The organism is Dictyobacter kobayashii (genome assembly GCF_003967555.1).
GTDB classification, from domain to species: Bacteria; Chloroflexota; Ktedonobacteria; order Ktedonobacterales; family Ktedonobacteraceae; genus Dictyobacter; species Dictyobacter kobayashii.
On the sequence record NZ_BIFS01000001.1, the window covers coordinates 1,895,196 to 1,916,324 of the forward strand.

The following is a 21,129-nucleotide window of genomic DNA, read 5'->3' on the forward strand; positions in this document are numbered from 1 at the left end:
GATTAACCTGCTTCGATCTTCCCAATCAGAATATAAAATAGTAGGCTGCGCGTAAGCGGCCTTGACGATTGCATCTTGATAATATTTTGACGTAGGACGGACAAGTTGATCATTATCGATCAGCAGAACAGTGCGGAAGAAAAAAAGGAAGGGCGGCAATGCATAGTCCTGCTCTCACACACCAAATGAACAAACTCTATTCATCATTTTTTACAGATACAAACACTTTTGATGTAGTGGACCTGGATGCGCAGGAAACAGCCTTGAGCGCCTACGAACAGGCGATTGTCCTGGCACCACGTGAAGCCATTTTGTATTATCATAAAGGCCAGGTTCTAGAACAATTGGGCCGCATAGCAGAAGCCCAGATCGCATACGAAACAGCACGCAATCTGGGCCATCGGTGTTAACAACTATAGTATTATTGCTCACGCAGATGAATACGAGTCAGGCGTGAGCGCAATGCATCGGTAAATTCAACCAGACGATTCGTAGATTGTTGCATCTCGCGCATATGACGGGTGACATCACCCGTCATACGCAAAATTTCAGTGATAGCGGAGACCACCAGTTGTGATCCCTGCACCTGGCTCTCAGCCGTAGTACAGATACCATCGATCAAATGCGTCAATTGATCCGTCACCACCCCGATCGCATCCAGGGCAACGCCCGTCTGCATTACCAGTTCCGTCTGCTTCACCACTTCCTGAGTACTCTGCTCCACGCTTTGAGAGGCCTTGGTCGTCTCTTGTTGGATAGTATGGATATATGAACTTACCTTACGCGCTATCTCGGCACTACTCATAGCCAGTGTACGGATCTCCTGCGCAATAACGGTAAAGCCCTGGCCATGTTCGCCAGCCCGGGTAGCCTCGATCGCCGAGTTAAGGGCCAGTAGATGCATCCGCATCGTTAAATCATTCATGCCTGCGACGGTTTCATTGATCTCCTGCCCACTCTCACTGAGATTCTTCATGGTACGCGCAGATTGCAAGGTCGCCTCTCGCACCAGGCTCATCCCCTCAACGGTCCGATCGACTGTGTTCTGGGCCTCATTGGTAACATCTACTCCATCAATGGCCGTCTTCGACAGATTGGCCGCCCGCTCAGAGATCTTGTTCATCATTTGCGCGAAATCGTTAATGGTGCGCGAAATCTGATCGACCTGCTTCTCCTGTATATGCGTATCGTGCACCAGCAATTCAGAATTTTGCTGTACGTTCTGGGTATGGGCATCCACCGCCTGGGCCACCGCCCGCATATCATGTAAAATCGCGCTAATACGATCGATCGTCAAATTGATCGTATCAGCGACAGGCTGTAACCGTGGATGCTGCGATGAGATACGCGGCCGCATATCACCCTTTGAGAGCAGCTGGATCTGCTCGCTTAAAGCTGTTACACTCGCCTCCAGCGCCCGATGCTCGGCCTCGCGCTCATGAAAAATACGCACATTATCAATCGCGATCGCCGCTTGATTAGCGAACAGCTCAATCACCTCAACGGCCTCTTCGGTCGGAACTTTTCCATCTTCAGGATCATCCAGAGAAAGATAGCCCAATAATTCTTGCTTACGAGGACTATATAAAGGCACTGAAAGGAAATCTTCAGGATGCCACTGACCTGACTCATATATATCTTTATCTTTTTCTTTAACAATCACAACAGGTACATTAACCAAAGCCTCTTTATAAGATGAATGAGGAATAAAATAACTTTGACTGATACGAAATTCGGGTAACATTGTATTGATAAATGACTCAATGGGAAATGGAGTCTCACGCAAGGTGCGAACATCTGCTTCTGATAGGCCAATCGAGGCTGCAGAAGAAAGCATTTTGCCACTCTGATCAAGCAGATTAATATTTAAGACTCGAAAACCAGTACAAGCTGCAGTGGAGGCGACGATCTGTTGCAATACTTCATCGAGGTCCAGGTCGGCACGCAACAGGCTACAGAGTCGTACCAGTTCGCGGGTCTGATGGATATATCGTTCCTTTTCAGAAGAGTTGGCGATAGTAGAAGTCTGCTCTGTCTCACGATTCACAGTGTGCTCCTGGGTAACACTAGCCACTTCACGTCCTTGAGATGTGTGATCACTGCTCGATCGTATACGGACGCGTAAAGGGCGATATCTTGATTGCGTTTTCCGTTCTGACATAATTTGCGCCTTTTTTAATTGAAGATCAGAGTGATTGTATTCAGCAGGATAACATACCATTTCGGGGTCGACAAGTTAGTAGCCCTTCCAGAATTTACCCGAAAAATGGACGCCATAACAGGTCTGACATACCCTCTTTGAAACTTCATTGATTGGAGTTTCAAAGAGGGTATGTCGCCTGACAAAAGTGGACGGATTGAGTACAGGCTACTCGGCAATGGAGTAGGAGAGGAAGTAACCTCGCAGTGTGCGATGGATGCGCCCAACGATATGCACACCATCCTCTAGATGCTCTTCCTTCAGGATATTGCCTCGACGATGGAAGAGCTCTACCAGGTCCCCTTTACGATAAGGAATAAGGATATCCACCTCTTCCATGCTCTCTGCCAGCACGCGGGCGATGGTCTCCAGTAAGGCGTCTAATCCCTGGTTCTTCAGGGCTGAAACCGGGACTGCATTGGGATACAGGCTGGTATCGACGTCATCGGGATCATCAACCAGGTCGATTTTGTTCAGGGCTGTCACCCTCGGCTTATCTGCGGCCTCCAGCTCTTCCAGGATCTCTGTGACCGTTTCGCTCTGCTCGATTGCGTTCTCGTGGCTGATATCGACTACTTCTAGTAACATATCAGCTTCCACTACTTCCTCAAGCGTGGCACGGAAAGCGGCGATTAGCTTGGTTGGCAGCTTATGAATAAAGCCTACGGTATCGGTGAGCAAGATTTCCTGGTGGTTGGGTAAAACGATGTGACGAGTTACCGGATCAAGGGTGGCAAATAGCATGTTCTCAGCCAGGACACCGGCTTCTGTCAGGGTGTTAAAGAGCGTCGATTTGCCTGCGTTGGTATAACCAACTACGGCGATAACTGGCATGGCCTGGGCTGCTCGTTGTCGGCGGTGAATCGCGCGCTGCTTGCGTACATCCTCGATGTCTTCTTTTAGCTCTGAGATACGACTGCGAATACGCCGTCGATCAATTTCTAGCTTGGTCTCACCAGGGCCACGTACACCAATAGCACCGCCAACACCTCCTGTAGCACCACGAGATCCACCCGCCTGGCGGGTAAATTCTACATCCTGGCCACTAAGGCGAGGCAGACGGTACTCCATCTGAGCTAACTCCACCTGGAGAATACCTTCACGGCTACGTGCATGCTGGGCAAAAATGTCGAGGATCAAAGCAGTACGATCAATGACGCGCGCATTGAGGATTTTTTCTAGATTGCGCTGCTGGGTAGGAGAAAGCTCATCATCAAAGATGATCAGATCACAATTAAGTTGCTTCTCGATGTCTACAAGTTCCTGTACACGTCCTTTTCCCAGATAGGTTGCGGACTCAGGATGCGTCAGACGCTGGCGCATTGTACCTACAACCTCAGCACCAGCCGTACGGGCCAGCGCGCCCAATTCGTTGAGCGAGTCCTCGACGCTCCAGACACTATCAGCACTTGTAGCATCAACCGCTACTAGATAGGCGCGCTCGGGTCCACTATTGACACCAGTATCGATGAGATGTTCAAATTTTGTCGTATGCGACCTCCGGTCTATTGCTAGTACCAAACACGTGGCAACGCCGCTGGATCACAACCAGCCAGGCTCATCCAATTGAATGATATGTTCTATTGTGTATTGTATGAACTAGACCGCAATAAAGCAAGTTTTATGTTTCATCTAACTCAACTAAGATCTTATCCGAAAACCTAATGATGAGAAGCATACTGAAAACAAATGAGTCCGCAAGCCAGCTGCAAGAACGCTTGATACGTTTGACCAAGCTTTTCCCAGCGGACCAGCAAGCGGCGCCACCGATTGAGCCAGGAGAAAAAGCGCTCGACCACCCATCGACGCGGCGTTTTTCCTGGTTCCAGGCTGTTGGCTTCTTCCTGGGGAGGCTGATACCACGTGTGGTACTTCCGGTTGAGCCGCACGTGTGGTTCATAGCCTCGTTCATAGAGCTCACCATAGATTGCCTCATGATCATACGCCGCATCCAAGCACAGGTTTTGAGGATGCTCCACGGTGGGTTCTGGTTGTTCAGCGACGAGAGCATCCAGGGTGGAGAAAAGCAGCTTGCTATCATGGCGGTTGGCCCCATCAATGCACAGCGCCAGGGGCAAGCCACGGCGATCACACAGAATGCTCCGTTTGGTTCCCTGTTTGCCGCGATCGGTGGGAGCGGGGCCGACGGCGGCTCTGGCGAAAGGGGCTTTCACGGTCGAGCTGTCGGCGCTCTGCCAGTCCCAGCTGATGCCGACCAAGTCGTCATAGTGTTGCAGGCCAGCCTGCCACAAGCGCTCAAAGACGCCTTGGGCTTCCCACTCGCGGAAGCGGTCATAGACGGTGCTGGATGCTCCCAACTCACGAGGCAGGGCGTTCCATTGAATGCCGGTTCGCAACACATAGACGATGGCGGCAAACATCTTGCGATCATCGGCTGCAGGCCTTCCGCCTTTGGGATGCGGCGGCCGTTCTGGGATCAGGGGGCGTACGCGTTCCCACAGTTCATCGCTGACTTCCCACGGTCGTGTTCGTACCATCGTTGTTCACCTCATCGTTTTTTGTCTGTATTGTATCACTGGTTTTCGGATAAGGTCTAAGGCAAACTGGGCAGGGATTTTATGAATAGGCCATTAACTTTAGCGAATAAGCTGTTGGTGACCGCCTGGTTGTAAAAGTCGTGCCAGCCTTGTAATTGATCGAGATGGATATTTAAGCCTGGTACGAGGCCGGAGCCTTGTATGAGCGAGGATTGCAGGTTACCCAGGAAAGCTCCTAGTACGATCAGTAGCAGTAGCCAGAGAAGCCAGGCTTCGACAAAGCCAATCGCTCCACCCAATAAGGTGTCACCCTGACTGATGATAGGCGTGCTCTTGACTGCTCCGCGGATGAAATTGCCGATGATGTGTACTACAAAAACGCTCCCAAAGAAAAGCACAATATAAGAGATGAGGGGTGTTGCTGGAATGCCATTTGAGGATAATATCCGGGTAAATTGGGGGCCATAATTATATGCGACCCAGAGACCTACCGGGAGACCGATCAGGCTTACCAGACTAAAGACAGCGCCATTGCGAAAGCCATTAAAGACTAATAGTGCAACGGTTGCAAGAAAGAGAATATCAATCCAGCTTAACGACATTGATTTATCCTCCCGGATCATAAGTATTCAGGTTAAACGGCTGAGTCTATATTATACATAATGATACAACGCGGGAAGGGGGTGTGTAACAAATGGGATGTGAGTTTGGTCACATCCCATTTGTTGGGACTTGTTTTTTGGTGCCGCCTTCGGCGGCAGAAGAGAGTGGAGGAGGAGCGGGGACACCCCGCACCCCGGCCTGACTTTTTATCACATTTTTAGTCGTTGAATCGTGGAAGCAGAAAAACCACGGTTCTTGGTGCACATGCCATTGGAACGACCAAGAACGAAAAGAAAGGAGAAGGTGATGTTGTCTCCAGCAATCTTGTTGTCGTCTCAGCAGTGGGCTCAAGCCACCTTTGGCTCGGTCCAACTGGGCGATCCACGTCGTGTGCAGCGTGCCGTCGATCTTGCGTTCCACCTTGCGCAGCATCCACAAGCGTCTCTGCCCGGTGTGTTGAGCCCGGCGGGCTTGGAAGCGGCCTATCGATTTGTGCATTCGTCGCATACCTCGTATGAACATCTGGTTGCTCCCCACCTGCAACACACACGGCAAGCATGCCACCAGCAGGCACAGGTCTTGTTGATTCAGGATACCACAGAGATGGATTACCAGGCTCATCCTACGACGCGTGGACTGGGGCCCATTGGCAACGGAACGCATCACGGCTTTCTGTTGCAAAGCGTCCTGGCTGTTGTACCTCAGCACGATCAGTTGTTGGGATTGGCTCATCAAGAACCCTTTTTGCGCCAGCCAGCCCCTGAGAAAGAGAGCAAGCAACAACGCTGGAAACGCGAACGGGAATCGGAGGTATGGGAGCGCAGTGTGCGCATCCTGGGCTCGCCTCCTGCTGGCAGTCAATGGATTCATATGGGCGACCGCTACAGTGACATCTTTGCGTTCATGCGCCAATGTCGAGAGCAGGGGTGTGATTTTCTCGTCCGGGCCTATGAAGATCGCTGTATTGATCTGTTGGTGGAACAAGGAGAGACACCGGTGCCCCCACGATCGCATCATCATCGTAGCCCCACGCTGCATTTGCTGGAGGTGGTCAAGCAGATGCCCATTCGGTCGAGCATGTGGCTGGAACTCAAGAGTAGCCAGAAACACCCGGCCCGCAAGGCCCTTTTGGCCGTGAGTTGGCAGCCCGTGCGTCTGTTGCCTCCCCGCACACGGGAAGCCAACCAGTGGCGTCCGCTGGTGATCTGGGTCATCCGTGTGTGGGAACCTGATCCCCCAGAAGGGGTTGAAGCCTTGGACTGGATCTTGTTGACCTCGGTCCCCACCCACACGGCAACTCAAGCCCAAGAGCGGGTCGAGTGGTATCGCAGGCGTTGGATTGTTGAGGACTATCACCAAGGTCTCAAGACGGGATGCCATATGGAAGAACGAGAGATTCGGGATTACGAGGGGTTGCGAACGTTGCTGGGCATCATTGCCCCCATTGCCGTGCGCTTGTTGCAATTGCGTGTGCTTTCGCGTCAATGTCCTGACGAGCTGGCACGGGCAGTGATACCCACTGATATTGTCCTGGTGGTGGCTCATTTGAGTGGGCATCCAGCAAAAACCATGACGGTGCAGCAATGCTGGCATGGCATTGCACGTCATGGTGGCTACTTGGGTCGCAAAGGCGATGGCCCACCTGGATGGAAAACCTTGTGGTTGGGGTGGATGTATATCCAGAACGTGTTGCAGGGAATGCAACTCGCTTCCCTCCTTTCGAATCAACTAGATTTGTGATAAAAAGTCAGACCCCGGCAGGAGGGCCTGACCGGCCCTCCTGCACCTCCTCGCTTGATGGCTGCTCAGAGAGATTGCGGCTCCGGCGGAAGGGTTCTGGCTGGCCCTTGTATTCTCTCTTGATGGCTCGCCTAGAGAGATTGCAGTTCCCGGCAGAAGGGCCTGGCTGGCCCTCCCTCCTGCACCTCTCCGCTTTAGGCGCCGGTGATGCCGGTGAAGTTGAAGCTGGTGGCCCTTAGGGCGGGAGCGACAACTGTGAGATAGTCTGTGTATTGAATGCGTTCACGGCCAAGCGCGGTTGTGCCACGTAGGACATCTAGAATACTCTGGGTGAAACGGAGATTTTTTACGGGTCGGGTGAGCTCTCCGTGTTCAATTAGAAATGTGCCATCTCGCGTCATACCTGTGAGGAGCGTTTTCACTGGATGCAATGTGTTGGTGTAGTGAAAACGTGTCACATAGATACCATGATCGACACCTTTGATCAGTTCTTCGAGCGTGGCGTCCCCTGCTTCTAACATCAGGTTCAATGGCATTGGGCCTTCGCTGTTGGGTGCTGGTAGGGCGTGGCCGGTGTTGGGTTTGCCTTCACGCGCGGCGGTGAAGGAGTCGTAAACAACCGCTTTGGCAATGCCACGCTCGATAATGTTAACCCGCTGCTTCGGTACGCCTTCATAGTCGAAGGCTTGAGGCAGTCCAGCTATATCATGGCCATCGTCGTAGAGGGTAATCATGGGATTAGCCAGCTGCTTGCCAAACTGACCATTCATAAAACTACGCTCTTCCTGGACCGCTGTGGCGGAGATGCCCATGAAGATCAGGTTTTGCAACATATCGGAGACAGCATAGGAATCGAGCACAATGGGATATTCACCTAGCTCGATGTCGATGGGGTTACGGCTGCGCTCCGCTTTGGAGACCGCTTCGTGTGCCATGAACTCAAAGTCCAGTTTGTCGGCGTTGGTGTCCATGCGCTGGGTATAGCCAGAACCATGGGCGTCAGCCATGACTACAGCGTGGCATTCCGCGTCCGTACGGGGCTCATAGGCAAAGATCCCTAACGAGTTGGCAACGGCAACATGATTGATGTTGGTTGAAAATGCTCCCGCAGCTTCCAGCTTGCGCTCTTTGGCAAGGCGGATGATAATACCAACACGGCGCGCGCGCTCCTCGGGGGTAAACAGTGCGGTGCGCTCACTATAACCAGCAGCCGGTACAATAGTGCCGGGCGTGGGTAGTGAGTAAAATTCAGGATTTTCAGGCTGGATACGTGCAATCTCAAGCGCCTGGGCCGTGACTTTGCGTAAAGACTCATCATCCAGTCGATTGGTGGTAGCCACACCCACACGCTTGCCGATAACGGCACGCACACGCACTTCATGATTGCTTTCCGCTACATTCTGGTGGATATGGTTAGTGGCAAAACGGGTAAGCGCACTCTCTGTGGCATTAAAAACCACCTCGGTCTGCTCCGCCTGGGAATAGTGTAAAACTTTTTCGAGCAGTGTGCGGACGCTTGCCTCATCAGAATACATGCTATTTACTCCCATTTCTATGACCAACGTCCAACGCCGACCTGCACGTTGCGGAAACGTGCCGGGGCCGCACCATGTCCGGTGCGCATAATCTGCATTGGCTCACCTTTGCCGCAATTTGGCGTACCCCACACGGTCCATTCGTCAGGGCCACAAATGGCATCACAAGACCCCAGAAGCGGGGTGTTATTCCTGTATAAGTAGCATTTTTATAGAGGCGTCCTAGCTTTCCATTTTTGATTTCATAGGCCAGTTCGACACCAAACTGGAAGTTCAAACGGCGATCGTCAATGCTCCAGCTCTTGTTGATACTCATATAAAGTCCATCAGCGGTATCAGCAATCAGATCATCCAGTTTCCAGGTTCCGGGCTCCAGGCTCACATTGGTCATGCGAATCATTGGTAGCCGGTTCCAGCTATCAGCTCGTACACAACCATTACTGCTCAATCCGATCAGAGGGGCTGTATCACGCGACATTAAGTAGCCGCTAAAGATGCCATTAGAGACGATAGGCGTACGCTGGGCAGGTACCCCTTCGTCATCCCAACCAAAAGTTCCTAACGCTCCTGGAATCGTAGCATCAGCCGTCAGGTTGACCACTTCCGATCCATAGCGGTAGTTGCTGTTGAGCTTGTCTGTAGTCAAGAAGCTTTTACCGACAAATCCCGCTTCGTAACCCAGCACACGATCCAGTTCAATGGGATGGCCACAGGACTCATGCACCTGGAGGGCAGTCTGTGGACCATCCAGGATAATAGTCGAAATACCACTGGGACATTGAGGAGCCGTCAGCAAACGTACAGCCTCTTCACCAATGCGGGCTCCGTGGTCCACCAGGTCCATTGCTTCAACGAATTCATAGCCCACGGTACCAGCCTGGCGACCAAAGGAGTTGGGATAGGAGCGGGTCTGGATCTCACTGCTTTCAGGGTCTACAGCTGTAGCAGAGATGGCCGCTCCAGTATCGAAGAGCTCTTGCTCGATTTCGCTACCTTCGGAACTGGCAAAGAACTTGCGCTCACGCGAATATTCCATATTCGCGTTGGTAATAGCAACCCCTTTGACGCTGCGCATGGCTGCATCAGCATCTAATAGCAATTGCACTTTTTGATTTAGAGGCACGGCAAAGGGGTCAATGCGCACTGGCGTACGGTATGAACCTTTTTGTGGAGGTAAATCAGATAGGCGTACAGCCTCACCAGCGACCAGGGCGCTCGCGCGCGCAATTTGTACTGCCTGCTGGGCAATCCGTTCAGCCTCGGCATTATCCATCCGAGCACTGCTGGCAAAACCCCAGGCACCATTTACAATCACACGAACATTAAAGCCGCTACTTGTCGCACTGGAGACGCCCTCGACACGACCATTCTTGACATCAATGCCTTCGGTTGTACGCTCCATGACGCGTACATCCACGTAGCTCGCCCCAAATTGCCGAGCTGCATTGATGGCTCTGATTGCAAGATCACGCATGTAGTACTCTTTCTATTTCATGCAAGCCAGCACAAGTTGCACTTAGTTTCAAATTGAGTCCATAAAGTAATAGATCCGCAATAAACGCTAATTGCTCCTACTGCTCTTTATTGTTCCCGCTTTAGAATCTATTGTGCTTACAATGCGCATTAGCCAAAAACATGGGCAGAAGCAACCGATCCGCAAGATTGACGCATCGGTAAAGTGGCACCCGTACTTCTGCCGCACTATTATTGTGACGTTATGTTTTATTGTACGTATTTTTAGTGGCACTGTCCACTGGCGTTAACCATCACCGGAGCTTTAAGATGCTCAAGCAGAAGGCGCGCCACAATGTATGTTATAATAGCCTCACTATTTTCAAATCACACAGTTAGCTCGCTGGATGCACAAGCAGAGAGATCAGACAAGCAGTAAGGAATACCATGGAATCCGGATTAGCCAATCAGCCCACACAGCCACAATATGGAAGTTTGCAATTGCCCCATGGCAGCATTGATCTGCCAGTTTTTATGCCAGATGCCACATTGGGGGTTGTACGCTCCACCGATGCCACCGATCTACGCCAGTGCCAGATCCAGGCACTGGTTATGAATACATTTCATTTGATGCAAAAACCCGGCACATCCACTATCCAATCTCTGGGTGGACTCCATACTATGAGCGGCTGGACAGGTCCCATTGTGACCGATTCTGGTGGCTTCCAGGCATATTCTCTCATCCAACAAAACGCAAAATTTGGCTCATTGACCTCGGATGGTATTACGTTTAAACCCGAGGGGGCTGATCGTAAATTTCAGTTGACACCAGAGAAGGCGATCCAGCTTCAAATGAGCTATGATGCGGATGTTATCATGTGCCTGGACTACTGTACCCATGTAGATGCTCCCTACGACTTCCAGGCCACTGCCGTGACGCACACGATAGATTGGGCTAAACGCAGTAAAAAAGAGTACAAACGCCTGCTCAAGCAGAAAAAGCTGACGCCAGATAAGCGTCCACTCCTCTTTGGCGTTATTCAAGGTGGTGGCTCGGAAGAGTTACGGCGGCGCTGTGCAGAGGAGCTATTAGCGATTGGCTTCGATGGTTTTGGTTATGGTGGCTGGCCACTGGATAAACAGGGCAAGCTGCTGACCGATATTATCACTTATACCCGTGAATTGATACCCGCTCACTACCAGATGCATGCACTGGGTGTGGGACATCCAGGCAGTATCGCGGAGCTAACGCGCCTGGGCTATGGCATCTTTGATTGTGCCATGCCAACCCGCGATGCTCGCCATGCACGCCTCTATAGCTTTACCAGCGCCTCCAGCTCTTTTGCCAGTGACGAGAAATGGTTCACGTATCTTTATCTAAATGACGATAAGTACATCAAAAATGATCGTCCAGTCTCAGAGTTTTGTGATTGTCTCTGCTGCACCAATTACTCGGCAGGCTATCTACATCATCTCTTCAAAATTAACGATACACTCTTTTTCCGCCTGGCAACCATTCATAATCTACGTTTTATGACCATGCTGACACAACGCATAAGAGAGCTCTATCATGCTCAAAATAGATAAAGCGCTGGCCCTGGAACAACTTATAGCAGATGTAAGCAATAGCAGCAAATACAAAGATATTTGTCCTGAGCTCATCAATGCTATTGGTACACAGGAACTGGGGAAACGGCGTAGCTTAAAAGAGGCGGTAAAGGCCACTAAAAATAAGCTTCACCAGATCGGCGGGGCTTATCTGGATGGTCGCGATAATCAGGCCTCGTGGCTCGCAGAGCTTTCTGAGGCTATAAAAACTGGTCAACCCGCTCAGCTCAAACAGAGCTGCAGACAAATCATGGAAAATCATGCCTCCACCCGCGAACGGCTACCAATCCTGGATGAGTTCTATACCGTTCTCTTCGAGCAGCTACCGCCCATCCAAAGCATACTGGATATCGCCTGCGGACTCAATCCTCTCGCCCTCCCCTGGATGCCTCTAACAGAGACGCCCGCCACATATTATGCCTACGATATTTATCAACATATGATGGACTTTCTGGCAGCCTATTTTGAACTCATGCAGATAGCGGGACAGGCTCAAGCTCGCGATGTGATTCAAACCTGTCCGACCCAACCTGTAGACCTGGCCTTGTTGCTCAAAGTGCTCCCTTGCCTGGAACAGGTAAATAAAAATGCCGCCCATCAACTTCTCCACAATCTCAACGCCAGGCACATCATTGTCTCTTATCCTATTCAAAGTCTGGGTGGAAAAAGCAAAGGAATGGCCAGCTACTATGAAGAGCACTTTAAGCGACTTGTGAGTGATGACAACTGGAAGATCCACAAACTAGAATTTTCAACCGAGCTGGTGTTTCTGATTGACACCGAACAAGAGACAACTTAAAAGCTGCAATCAAGATATAATCGCCGAACAAATAAAAATCATCGCTTATTTACTGCCATGCTGCCGATAGAGCGAAGGAGCAACCCCTGTATAGCGCTTAAAGGCGGTACTGAAAGCAAAAGGATTTTCATAGCCAACGCGTGAAGCGACCGCTTCAATACTATAAGAATCGCTGCTCAGTAAGGCCATAGCTCGACGCATGCGCATAGCCGTAACCTGCTTCATGGGACTCTGACCAATTTGTTGCTGACAGAGGCGACGCAGATGCTCGCTGCTAATACCTACCAGAGCCGCCAGTTCTTCTAAGTTCCATTCATGAGCCAGGTTAACATCCACCTGCTTCCAGAGGCGCTGTAGACGCACATCGGAGATCTGTAGCCCCATGATGCGCTGCGCATACATCTGTATCAATTGTGCCCACTGCTGCATGACCGCCTCTTCAGCCATCCCCATATATTCATGGTAAAGACCCTCTAACGCTAGAAACAGCTCCTGCGGCTCAACCTGCAGCAAGACAGGGCACCACGGTAATAATGGAATGCGCATCATCTTCATAGTTGATCCAGGCCAGTTGCCAGGGCGTATCTTCGAACGCATAGTAGCCATGAAAAACGCCAGGCGGCGTCACATAAGCAGTTCCAGGCGTACTCAGTACCCATTGCCCATCAAGCCAGACGTGCCCTCGACCGGCCAGACAAAGCATGATTTGACCCACCGGTGGTCGATTGCGTATAAAGGCAAAAGGTGGAATTGCATATGATATGCCGGCCAGGAGTATATGATGCAAAGAGAGCACGTGACATGTATGCGCACTAACAATTTTCTCGCTGGTATGTTCTCCGATAATGTGGGTTTCACGAAGGTCAACGTTGGAATAACTCATGGATTTTCTCACTTTTTTTGAGTATTATAAATACAACGTTGAACGTCCAACCAGTCTCTTGAAGGAGCAAGTACGTTTATGAGCATCCCTCGATCAGAATATCCACGCCCACAATTCGAGCGCGCAGCCTGGCTATGTCTTAATGGCGAATGGCAATTCGAAATTGATAACAGCGATAGCGGTCTGGAACGCGGACTCCTCACCAGTGAGCTGAAAGATCGCATCACCGTCCCTTTCTGTCCAGAATCAGAGCTTTCTGGCATCAACAATAAAGACTTTATGAATGCTGTCTGGTATCGCCGCAGTATGACTATTCCCAGTGAGTGGGAAGGTCAGCGTATTTTACTACATTTCCAGGCCTCAGATTATGACACCACCGTCTGGGTAGATGGTATCGAAGTAGGTCGGCACCGTGGTGGCTTTACACCTTTCACCTGTGATCTGGGCACCGCCAGTGGCACCAAAACCATCGTAGTGCGGGCTCGTGACGATCATCGCCCGGCCCAGCCGCGCGGGAAACAATCTCAACGCTACTACGATTGGGGCTGCTTCTATATTCGTACCACTGGTATCTGGCAGACGGTATGGATGGAGCCGGTGCCACAGTATGCACTGCGCCGTCCACGCATCACACCTGACGTCGCCAATAGCCTGATTCGCTTAGAACAGCCAATCACCAATAACGCTCCTGGATTACGCCTGCGTGCCGAACTTTCTGATCAAGATGGAGTGGTCGCTCAGGCTGAATGTGCTGCCGACTGGGATTTCTCGCCACGGCTGGACCTGGCGATTCCGGCCGAGCGGCGTCACCTGTGGTCTATTCAAGATCCCCATCTCTATGATCTTAAAATCGAGTTGCTCGACGCCAGTGGCGGCATCATCGATAGCGCACGCAGCTATGCTGGTTTGCGCAGCGTCACAATCGATGGACGCGCCATCAAAATCAATAATGAAGCCATCTTCCAACGCCTGGTCCTGGATCAGGGCTACTATCTAGATGGAGTGCTGACCGCCCCAACTGATGAAGCCCTTAAGCAGGATATCGAGTTGAGCCTGGCGGCCGGCTTTAACGGCGCGCGCCTCCACCAAAAAGTCTTCGAGGAACGCTTCCTGTATCATGCAGATAAAATGGGCTACCTGGTCTGGGGCGAATTCCCTGATTGGGGCTCCGAAGGGCGTGTCCCCTGGCAGGATGATAATACCTTTACATCTGCGTTTGTGGCTCAATGGCTGGAAGAACTGGAGCGCGACTATTCACATCCTGCCCTGGTTGGTTGGTGTGGACTTAACGAGACGCTCTATGATCGCCAGGAAAAAATTACCAATCTGGATGATGTTACACGTGCCATGTTCCTGGCCGCCAAAGCCATGGATACCACTCGTCCCGTGCTGGATGCCTCTGGCTACGCCCACCGTGTCCCTGAGGCCGACGTATATGATTCCCACGACTATCTGACTGGCAAAGATTTCTGGGCCGATCTGGAGCAGTATAAAGAGCGCCACGCCCATGTGGGAGAAGGCAAGGTGTTTACTAATTTGCGTGACGGCCACGATATGTCACTACCTTACAATAACCAGCCTTACTTTGTTAGCGAGTTTGGTGGCATCTGGTGGAGCGAGCAGGTTAAAAAAGGCGACAATAAATCCAGCTGGGGCTATGGCACGGCCCCTGATACCCACGAAGAATTCTATAAGCGCTTTCAGGCACTCTGCGATGTCCTGCTGGATAATCCCCATATGTTTGGCTACTGTTACACCCAGCTAACCGATGTCTCGGTTGAGCAGAACGGCATCTTTACCTTTGATCGCCAGGCAAAATTTGACAATAACCGCCTTCATGCAATCCAATCACGGCCAGCCGCTATTGAACAGGTAGCGCAAAAAAGCACCAAGTAATTTTCATGGATTACACAAAAAGAGAGCAGCCGCGTTGTCAGCTACTCTCTTTTTTATTCACTAATTAAGCATTCAATTAGAGCCGGATACTCTATCATCAGCAAAACCTAACGCGCTAGCCCGCATCCTCATGGGTATCAATATCCGCCTGGCTTTCACGGTTCTCACGTTTCTGCTCTTCTTCAGCTACCACATTTACCTTTTGCGCATCAGCTCCCTTAATATAGTGGACGCCCCACCAGCAGAAGATCAATAAGCTTGCAGAGACAATAAAGATAAGTGGAGTAAAACCAATCAGGGTTGTAAAAGCACCGGCAAACAACAATACAGGAATCGTTCCTGCGCTATATATCATAAATTGTAAGGATAAGACACGTGCCCGCCCACTCTCAGGCGCTCGCTCTTGCATCAAGGTCTGCGTCGGAATGTTCACACAGGCCATCGCGACACCCAGAGCAAACAGCACCAGAATGACCCCAAACAGGATACCCAGAGATTGGGTTCCATGCGCAGGATTAATAAAATGACCCAGCCACTCTAAACCTGGTAGCAGGATAAAACCAATCGCAAGCGAGATAAAACCAATTACTGTCAGGCGCATGCGCCCGACTTTTTCTACAAAGCGTGTCATCAAAACGGATGCACCCACCAGGCCAACAGCCGCCGGTGTCAGGATGATCGACATATCCTCTGGCGGACGATTTAAGACCTGTTGCACAAAGGTTCCGGCCAGCTCGCCAATTAGCTGCATCAACACGCCTACCAGCGAGAGCTGAATAACTGAGAAGAAGAGCAAGCGGTCCGCCCGCACAATCTTCCAACCCGTTACCATATCGCGCCAGAGGGTATGTAGAGCTTGCGTGCCGGCCGAATAGGCATTATCGGTCTCGTGCTTATGATGGTGCTTATGAATGTGATCTTCACTAAAAGCTTGCTTGGGAATAGCCAGGATAAGTCCCACACAGACAATGTAGAGCACCCCCACAATCACAAAGAGCATATCCGTGGATTCAACATGAAAGGTGCGATGCGCCAGGGCAAAGGAAAAGGGAGGAAAAAGTTTGGCAACCACACTACCTAGTACCAGAAAACCAATTGCCTGTGACAGCGTCATTGAAATATTGAATAATGACAAAGCTGGCATCAATTCCCGCTCACCCACTAATAAAGGAATGGATGCTCCTTCGGCTGGAATAAAAAACTGACCAATCAATGAGGTTAAAAACATCAGCCCGAATAATGACCAGACGTTTGAGCGATCAATTAATACGGACACAAACATCAATAACATGGTCACCATGCGCAACAGATTACTTACCCATAGCACCAGGCGCTTATCAATGCGATCCACAATCGCGCCTGCAATGGCACTAAAAGGTATCGCCGGTAAGGTAAAAGCGATAATCGCCAGACCGGCCATAAATGCGCCATTAGGTGGTCGGTTGACCAGCACGATCAAACCAAAGTTCGCTGCATTCAGAATAGTTAATGAGATAAGTTGTGCAATCCACAATAATAGAAAGTTGCGATTTTTTAATACATGGCGAAAGCTCGCCATATTCGCCTGTGGCTCAGAGTTCGCAGTTTTTTCGGTCTGCTCGGTAGGAATCGACATATAGCATTTGGCTCTCTTCCATGATAAATTTTGCTCGCACTTTTCCGGAATGATCCCCTATATTCGGTATACGTATGATTATAAGCAAAAGTGAGACAGGGAGACCTGTCAAATGGCCTATCTTTTCTCTCATCCATAGCTTTCTAGACCTTTTCCGCTTTTACGACGTGGCATGGTATCTTTAAGGGTAAGAACATATGGATCTAAAAATGTGTGGTAGGGGTTTGGAAGAGAAGGTAAAGAAAGGATTCAGCGCGTACAGAGAAAGATGCCCGGCGTCACCTGCTTAATCCGCTGGCATAAAAGATTAGCAGCATGTAAAATACAAAGCTATTACAGCCATAGCCAATTCGTGCTATAATCAGGAGCATGACCATGACACCGATTTCTCAAACACAAAAAAAGACGGATCTCCTCGCGCTCACGCTGCCACAGCTACAAGAGTGGCTCAAAGAACGTGGCGAGGCACCTTTCCGCGCCAAACAAATCTATAACTGGCTCTTTCGCCAGCTTGTAAACGACTTCTCGGCTATGTCTAATCTGCCGCAGTCACTGCGCCAGCGCTTGTCTGAAGAAGCATGTATTGGACCAACAGTTATTCGTAGTGAACTGCATTCTAAAGATGATCGCACACGCAAAATTCTACTAGAGCTATCTGATGGTAAGCTGGTCGAATCGGTGTTGATGCTTTATCCGCCTATTGGTGAGAGCAGTTCTCGCGCCACCGTTTGTGTCTCCAGCCAGGCCGGCTGTGCCTTCGGCTGCACATTCTGTGCCACCGGCCAGATGGGCTTTGACCGCCATTTGAGCGCGGGTGAAATTGTGGCCCAGGTCCTTTTCTTTGCCCGTGAGCTACAGGCCGCCCCCTGGACCGCCGCGGGACTGCCTGGCAGCGCGCCAATCGATCATATCACCAATATCGTGCTGATGGGTATGGGAGAGCCGCTACATAACTATACAAATGTCCTGCAGGCTTTACGCATCCTGAATAGCAGCGATGGCTTCAATCTGGGGGCTCGCCATATGACGGTCTCGACCGTTGGCCTGGCGCCGGCTATCCGCAAATTGAGCCAGGAAAACCTTCAGATTAATCTGGCGATCTCGTTGCATGCACCAACAGATGAACTGCGCAGCCAGACCATGCCGGTCAATCGCAAATATCCATTAACCGAGCTACTGGCAGCCTGTAAAGACTATATTGCTACTACCAAACGGCAGGTGACTTTTGAGTATGTCTTGCTTTCAGGGGTCAATGATACAGCGGAATATGCGGAAAAACTGGCCGCGCTCCTGGCACCATTGAAGCAATTCGCACATGTGAATTGTATTCCTGTCAACGCCACCTCTGCCAGTTACCAGACCCCTGGACCAGATGCCATACGTGCCTTCCGCAATATTCTCTTTGAGCGTGGCATTAGCAATAGTGTGCGGGCAGAACGAGGAGATGATATTGCCGCCGCCGCCTGTGGGCAGCTACGTACACGCTTTGAGAATAGCCGCAAAACTGCCGCTATTCCAGTTGTCTCACAATAAAAAAAGCAGAGATATAGCTATCAAATATATCTCTGCACACACAAAGAGGCCCCCTACAATAGGTATTTAGTATAGTGCCAGCAAAGCTGGCAGCTATCATCTATTATAGGGGTTCCTTTGATGCTTAACTGATGCATATGTGAACTTAGCGCTCTTTTGGCAGCTTGCTCATGGTACGCAGGCAGCGGGTGCAGATATTGACCATGCGAGGGGTACCATTGATCGCGATACGACGGCGCTGCACGTTTAGTACGAAACGACGGCGTGTGCGATGCTGCGAAAAGGGAACATTGTTGCCATACATTGGCTTACGCTCACAGATATCACAACGTCCTGCTGACATTATTCTTCTTCCTCCCGAAAGATGCAACGGACACAAAATAATTCCTTCCTTGGCGGAAGGCGCTTATTTTTGCCCTGTATTCGTTTACTTGATTATCCTTGAAGCCTCTGGTATACTGCATCAAGAAAACTCGTGCGTGCACCGCTTGGATAATCCAAACATGTTATGCGAGTATAACCGATATTGGCTATTTTGGCAAGAGAGAAGACACATGCGTATGCCAAAAGCATCTGCTATACAGCCGCAACACGGCTCACACCCTCTCGGGAAAATAGAAGTATTACCCAACGCCATCCATTCCATCGCAGTTGAAGCAACCCTGACCTGCTATGGCGTCCTGGGCATTGCCTCGCCACACTTGCGCAATGGGCAAGCTGTGCTCCTTTCACCCGAGCAAAGCAATCAAGGGGTACGACTCCAGATACTCAATGATCAACTTATTATCGATGTATATGTGGCACTTGAATATGGGTTGCGTATTTCTGAAATTGCACATAATATTATGAGCGCCGTCAAATTCTCGGTCGAGAAAATGCTCGGCACTCCAGTGACACAAGTTAATGTTAATGTCCAGGGACTTATCCATGGTCCAGGATCAACAGAAAAGAAATAAAGGACAGAGGTAGCACAGCGGCTATGGAGGAAACAACACCACGCCCAATACTACGTCAACGGTCGAGACGCATTAGTGTCTTTGATGGACAAGATTTAAGAAAAGCGATCTTAGCCGGCGCGGCATGGCTAGAAGAAAATCGTGAAACCATCAACGCACTTAATGTTTTTCCGGTACCCGATGGCGATACGGGATCAAACATGGCAGCGACGATGAAATCCGCCATTCGCAATATCGCTAATAGCGAAGAGAAGTCGGCGGGAGCCATCGCCAAGCAGGTTGCCCATGATGCATTGTTGGGGGCACGTGGAAACTCAGGCGTTATTCTATCGCAAACATTACGCGGTATAGCCGCTGGCCTGGAAAATAAAGCGACATTTAATGCTCAAGACCTGGCTGAAGCCTTTCAGAAGGCTTCAGAGCTAGCCTATCGCGCGGTTATTAAACCCGTTGAGGGTACCATTCTGACCGTGGTGCGTGAAGTCGCCGAGGCGGCAAAGCATAGCGCGGAACATCAGAATGACCTGGTCATTGAAATGCAGGATATTGTTGCGGCTGCTCGCCGGGCTGTTGCTCATACCCCTGATCTCCTACCAACCCTGAAACAGGCTGGCGTTGTAGATGCTGGTGGTCAGGGTTTCTGCACTATTCTGGAAGGTGTTTTGCGCTATATGCGCGGAGAAGCGACCAGTGGCACAACTGGCGAGAACATCTCAATTCCATCCCCGATCTCCCACGAAGAAACTCATGTCAAAAAGGGGCGCGTCACTATCGAGGAAGAATTTGGCTATGAAGTCGTCTTTCTTCTCCGTGGCACCAGCCTGGATGTGGAATCTATTCGCCAGACAATCATCGATATGGGCGGAGTCTCAACAGTGGTAGCTGGCGATGAGACGATGCTCAAAGTACATACCCACACCTTAACGCCGGGCAAGATTTTAGACTATGGCGTTGGCCTGGGCAGCCTGCTCGATATCAACATCGAAAACCTGCAGGAGCAGAGCCTTACTTACGCGGCTGAGAGCGAGGCTGAACACGCCGATGATGAGCAAAATACACAGGAACCGGTTGCCGGTGATCAGATTGCCACTGTAGCGGTAGTCTCTGGTGAAGGTTTCGAAAAAGTCTTCCGTGGCCTGGGAGTCAGTTCCATCGTCTCGGGTGGACAAACCATGAATCCCAGCATCGAAGAGCTACTGGATGCGGTTGAGAAAAATCCAGCCCAGAAAATCATTATCCTGCCAAATAACAGCAATGTTATCTTGAGTGCCCAGCAGGTGGTTGGACTGAGCAATAAGGAAGTCTATGTCGTTCCCTGTAAAACCCTACCACAGGGTATCGCAGCCTTGATCAGTACCAACTATGAAGCAGATTTTGCCACTAACTGCCAGACGATGACAGAGGCCGCCCGCACCATTCAAACTGCTGAAATCACCACAGCCGTACGCTCGGTTCAATTGGGAACCCTGCACGTCCGTGAGGGTGATTTCATTGGAGTCATCAATGGCAACCTTTCCGTGGCTAATTCACGCATGGAAGAGACCTTGAGTGACACGCTACAGCGTATGAACATTGACACGTACGAAATTGTCACGGTCTATTATGGTGAGGATGTCACAGAGGAACAAGCGCAAGAGACTGCCAGGCGCATTAAGACAGAGCATTCGCAACTTGAGATAGAAGTTGTGAATGGTGGCCAACCTTACTATGCGTATATTATCTCTGTTGAATAATATACTTAATAAGGGCGAGGAATATATCCTCTCCTGTTCTACCCAAACAATAGAATTTATTTAATGGTTTGGCCAAAA

The 21,129-nt window shown here is 50.5% G+C and carries 18 protein-coding genes; 8 read left to right on the forward strand and 10 right to left on the reverse strand.

Annotated elements, in window-relative coordinates; genetic code table 11:
- The first annotated feature begins 158 nt into the window (after positions 1 to 158).
- Positions 159 to 410, forward strand: a complete 252-nt coding sequence (locus EL645_RS08290) for a tetratricopeptide repeat protein (protein ID WP_126549584.1) — start codon at positions 159 to 161, stop codon at positions 408 to 410.
- Positions 411 to 421: 11 nt separating this feature from the next.
- Here EL645_RS08290 and EL645_RS08295 read toward each other — a convergent pair whose 3' ends face one another.
- From EL645_RS08295 to EL645_RS08310, 4 genes are all read right to left on the reverse strand, one after another.
- Complete coding sequence (locus tag EL645_RS08295; RefSeq protein WP_161977222.1) at positions 422 to 2,047, reverse strand: methyl-accepting chemotaxis protein; 1,626 nt, start codon at positions 2,045 to 2,047, stop codon at positions 422 to 424.
- A 321-nt stretch (positions 2,048 to 2,368) separates the two neighbouring features.
- Positions 2,369 to 3,721 carry a GTPase HflX gene (gene hflX / locus EL645_RS08300; protein ID WP_246035316.1) on the reverse strand — a complete coding sequence of 451 codons (1,353 nt, stop codon included), beginning with the start codon at positions 3,719 to 3,721 and terminating at the stop codon, positions 2,369 to 2,371.
- Positions 3,722 to 3,861: 140 nt separating this feature from the next.
- Complete coding sequence (locus EL645_RS08305) at positions 3,862 to 4,698, reverse strand: IS5 family transposase (protein ID WP_126548740.1); 837 nt, start codon at positions 4,696 to 4,698, stop codon at positions 3,862 to 3,864.
- A 56-nt stretch (positions 4,699 to 4,754) separates the two neighbouring features.
- The gene (locus EL645_RS08310) at positions 4,755 to 5,300 is read right to left on the reverse strand and encodes a CvpA family protein (protein WP_161977223.1); all 546 of its coding nucleotides are present in this window, start codon (positions 5,298 to 5,300) and stop codon (positions 4,755 to 4,757) included.
- Between the two features lie 307 nt (positions 5,301 to 5,607).
- Between EL645_RS08310 and EL645_RS08315 the strand changes: the two genes are divergently transcribed.
- Positions 5,608 to 7,041, forward strand: coding sequence for an IS4 family transposase (locus EL645_RS08315; RefSeq protein WP_161977224.1), 1,434 nt, complete (start codon positions 5,608 to 5,610; stop codon positions 7,039 to 7,041).
- Positions 7,042 to 7,235: 194 nt separating this feature from the next.
- Here EL645_RS08315 and EL645_RS08320 read toward each other — a convergent pair whose 3' ends face one another.
- Together EL645_RS08320 and EL645_RS08325 are read right to left on the reverse strand one after the other, a co-directional pair.
- Positions 7,236 to 8,576, reverse strand: coding sequence for a TldD/PmbA family protein (locus tag EL645_RS08320; protein WP_161977225.1), 1,341 nt, complete (start codon positions 8,574 to 8,576; stop codon positions 7,236 to 7,238).
- A 1-nt stretch (position 8,577) separates the two neighbouring features.
- Positions 8,578 to 10,050 carry a TldD/PmbA family protein gene (locus EL645_RS08325; protein ID WP_218031786.1) on the reverse strand — a complete coding sequence of 491 codons (1,473 nt, stop codon included), beginning with the start codon at positions 10,048 to 10,050 and terminating at the stop codon, positions 8,578 to 8,580.
- 425 nt (positions 10,051 to 10,475) lie between these two features.
- Between EL645_RS08325 and tgt the strand changes: the two genes are divergently transcribed.
- Together tgt and EL645_RS08335 are read left to right on the forward strand one after the other, a co-directional pair.
- Positions 10,476 to 11,615 carry a tRNA guanosine(34) transglycosylase Tgt gene (gene tgt / locus EL645_RS08330; protein WP_126549589.1) on the forward strand — a complete coding sequence of 380 codons (1,140 nt, stop codon included), beginning with the start codon at positions 10,476 to 10,478 and terminating at the stop codon, positions 11,613 to 11,615.
- On the forward strand, positions 11,599 to 12,435 hold the full coding sequence (locus tag EL645_RS08335) for an Rmt family 16S rRNA (guanine(1405)-N(7))-methyltransferase (protein WP_126549590.1): 837 nt from the start codon (positions 11,599 to 11,601) through the stop codon (positions 12,433 to 12,435). Before tgt ends, EL645_RS08335 begins: the two co-directional genes overlap by 17 nt.
- A gap of 45 nt (positions 12,436 to 12,480) precedes the next feature.
- On the opposite strand, the gene EL645_RS08340 is transcribed toward EL645_RS08335, so the two are convergent.
- Together EL645_RS08340 and EL645_RS08345 are read right to left on the reverse strand one after the other, a co-directional pair.
- Positions 12,481 to 12,990: a helix-turn-helix domain-containing protein gene (locus tag EL645_RS08340; RefSeq protein ID WP_161977226.1), complete on the reverse strand. Its 510-nt coding sequence runs from the start codon at positions 12,988 to 12,990 to the stop codon at positions 12,481 to 12,483.
- Positions 12,935 to 13,318, reverse strand: a complete 384-nt coding sequence (locus EL645_RS08345; RefSeq protein WP_126549592.1) for an AraC family ligand binding domain-containing protein — start codon at positions 13,316 to 13,318, stop codon at positions 12,935 to 12,937. The genes EL645_RS08340 and EL645_RS08345 overlap by 56 nt, the downstream gene beginning before the upstream one ends.
- Positions 13,319 to 13,396: 78 nt before the next feature.
- Here EL645_RS08345 and EL645_RS08350 point away from each other — a divergent pair, with 78 nt between their 5' ends.
- Positions 13,397 to 15,214, forward strand: a complete 1,818-nt coding sequence (locus EL645_RS08350) for a glycoside hydrolase family 2 protein (RefSeq protein WP_126549593.1) — start codon at positions 13,397 to 13,399, stop codon at positions 15,212 to 15,214.
- A gap of 115 nt (positions 15,215 to 15,329) precedes the next feature.
- Here the strand turns inward: EL645_RS08350 and EL645_RS08355 are convergent, their stop codons facing one another.
- Positions 15,330 to 16,829 carry an MFS transporter gene (locus EL645_RS08355; protein WP_126549594.1) on the reverse strand — a complete coding sequence of 500 codons (1,500 nt, stop codon included), beginning with the start codon at positions 16,827 to 16,829 and terminating at the stop codon, positions 15,330 to 15,332.
- A 375-nt stretch (positions 16,830 to 17,204) separates the two neighbouring features.
- Between EL645_RS08355 and rlmN the strand changes: the two genes are divergently transcribed.
- Positions 17,205 to 18,362: a dual-specificity RNA methyltransferase RlmN gene (gene rlmN, locus EL645_RS08360; RefSeq protein WP_218031787.1), complete on the forward strand. Its 1,158-nt coding sequence runs from the start codon at positions 17,205 to 17,207 to the stop codon at positions 18,360 to 18,362.
- Positions 18,363 to 18,507: 145 nt separating this feature from the next.
- Here the strand turns inward: rlmN and rpmB are convergent, their stop codons facing one another.
- Positions 18,508 to 18,705 carry a 50S ribosomal protein L28 gene (gene rpmB / locus EL645_RS08365; RefSeq protein ID WP_126549596.1) on the reverse strand — a complete coding sequence of 66 codons (198 nt, stop codon included), beginning with the start codon at positions 18,703 to 18,705 and terminating at the stop codon, positions 18,508 to 18,510.
- A gap of 217 nt (positions 18,706 to 18,922) precedes the next feature.
- Between rpmB and EL645_RS08370 the strand changes: the two genes are divergently transcribed.
- Positions 18,923 to 19,318 (forward strand): Asp23/Gls24 family envelope stress response protein, encoded by a 396-nt coding sequence (locus EL645_RS08370; RefSeq protein WP_161977227.1) that lies wholly within the window; start codon positions 18,923 to 18,925, stop codon positions 19,316 to 19,318.
- Positions 19,319 to 19,341: 23 nt separating this feature from the next.
- Positions 19,342 to 21,051: a DAK2 domain-containing protein gene (locus EL645_RS08375; protein ID WP_126549598.1), complete on the forward strand. Its 1,710-nt coding sequence runs from the start codon at positions 19,342 to 19,344 to the stop codon at positions 21,049 to 21,051.
- Positions 21,052 to 21,129 lie beyond the last annotated feature (78 nt).

Coding starts and splice junctions, on each gene's coding strand:
- rpmB (WP_126549596.1), bottom strand. CDS start 18,705: ATGTCAGCAGGACGTTGTGATATCTGTGAGCGTAAGCCAATGTATGGC.
- EL645_RS08305 (WP_126548740.1), bottom strand. CDS start 4,698: ATGGTACGAACACGACCGTGGGAAGTCAGCGATGAACTGTGGGAACGC.
- EL645_RS08315 (WP_161977224.1), top strand. CDS start 5,608: ATGTTGTCTCCAGCAATCTTGTTGTCGTCTCAGCAGTGGGCTCAAGCC.
- EL645_RS08290 (WP_126549584.1), top strand. CDS start 159: ATGCATAGTCCTGCTCTCACACACCAAATGAACAAACTCTATTCATCA.
- EL645_RS08370 (WP_161977227.1), top strand. CDS start 18,923: ATGCCAAAAGCATCTGCTATACAGCCGCAACACGGCTCACACCCTCTC.
- EL645_RS08320 (WP_161977225.1), bottom strand. CDS start 8,576: ATGTATTCTGATGAGGCAAGCGTCCGCACACTGCTCGAAAAAGTTTTA.
- EL645_RS08375 (WP_126549598.1), top strand. CDS start 19,342: ATGGAGGAAACAACACCACGCCCAATACTACGTCAACGGTCGAGACGC.
- EL645_RS08340 (WP_161977226.1), bottom strand. CDS start 12,990: ATGAAGATGATGCGCATTCCATTATTACCGTGGTGCCCTGTCTTGCTG.
- EL645_RS08345 (WP_126549592.1), bottom strand. CDS start 13,318: ATGAGTTATTCCAACGTTGACCTTCGTGAAACCCACATTATCGGAGAA.
- EL645_RS08310 (WP_161977223.1), bottom strand. CDS start 5,300: ATGTCGTTAAGCTGGATTGATATTCTCTTTCTTGCAACCGTTGCACTA.
- EL645_RS08355 (WP_126549594.1), bottom strand. CDS start 16,829: ATGTCGATTCCTACCGAGCAGACCGAAAAAACTGCGAACTCTGAGCCA.
- tgt (WP_126549589.1), top strand. CDS start 10,476: ATGGAATCCGGATTAGCCAATCAGCCCACACAGCCACAATATGGAAGT.
- EL645_RS08335 (WP_126549590.1), top strand. CDS start 11,599: ATGCTCAAAATAGATAAAGCGCTGGCCCTGGAACAACTTATAGCAGAT.
- EL645_RS08325 (WP_218031786.1), bottom strand. CDS start 10,050: ATGCGTGATCTTGCAATCAGAGCCATCAATGCAGCTCGGCAATTTGGG.
- EL645_RS08350 (WP_126549593.1), top strand. CDS start 13,397: ATGAGCATCCCTCGATCAGAATATCCACGCCCACAATTCGAGCGCGCA.
- rlmN (WP_218031787.1), top strand. CDS start 17,205: ATGACACCGATTTCTCAAACACAAAAAAAGACGGATCTCCTCGCGCTC.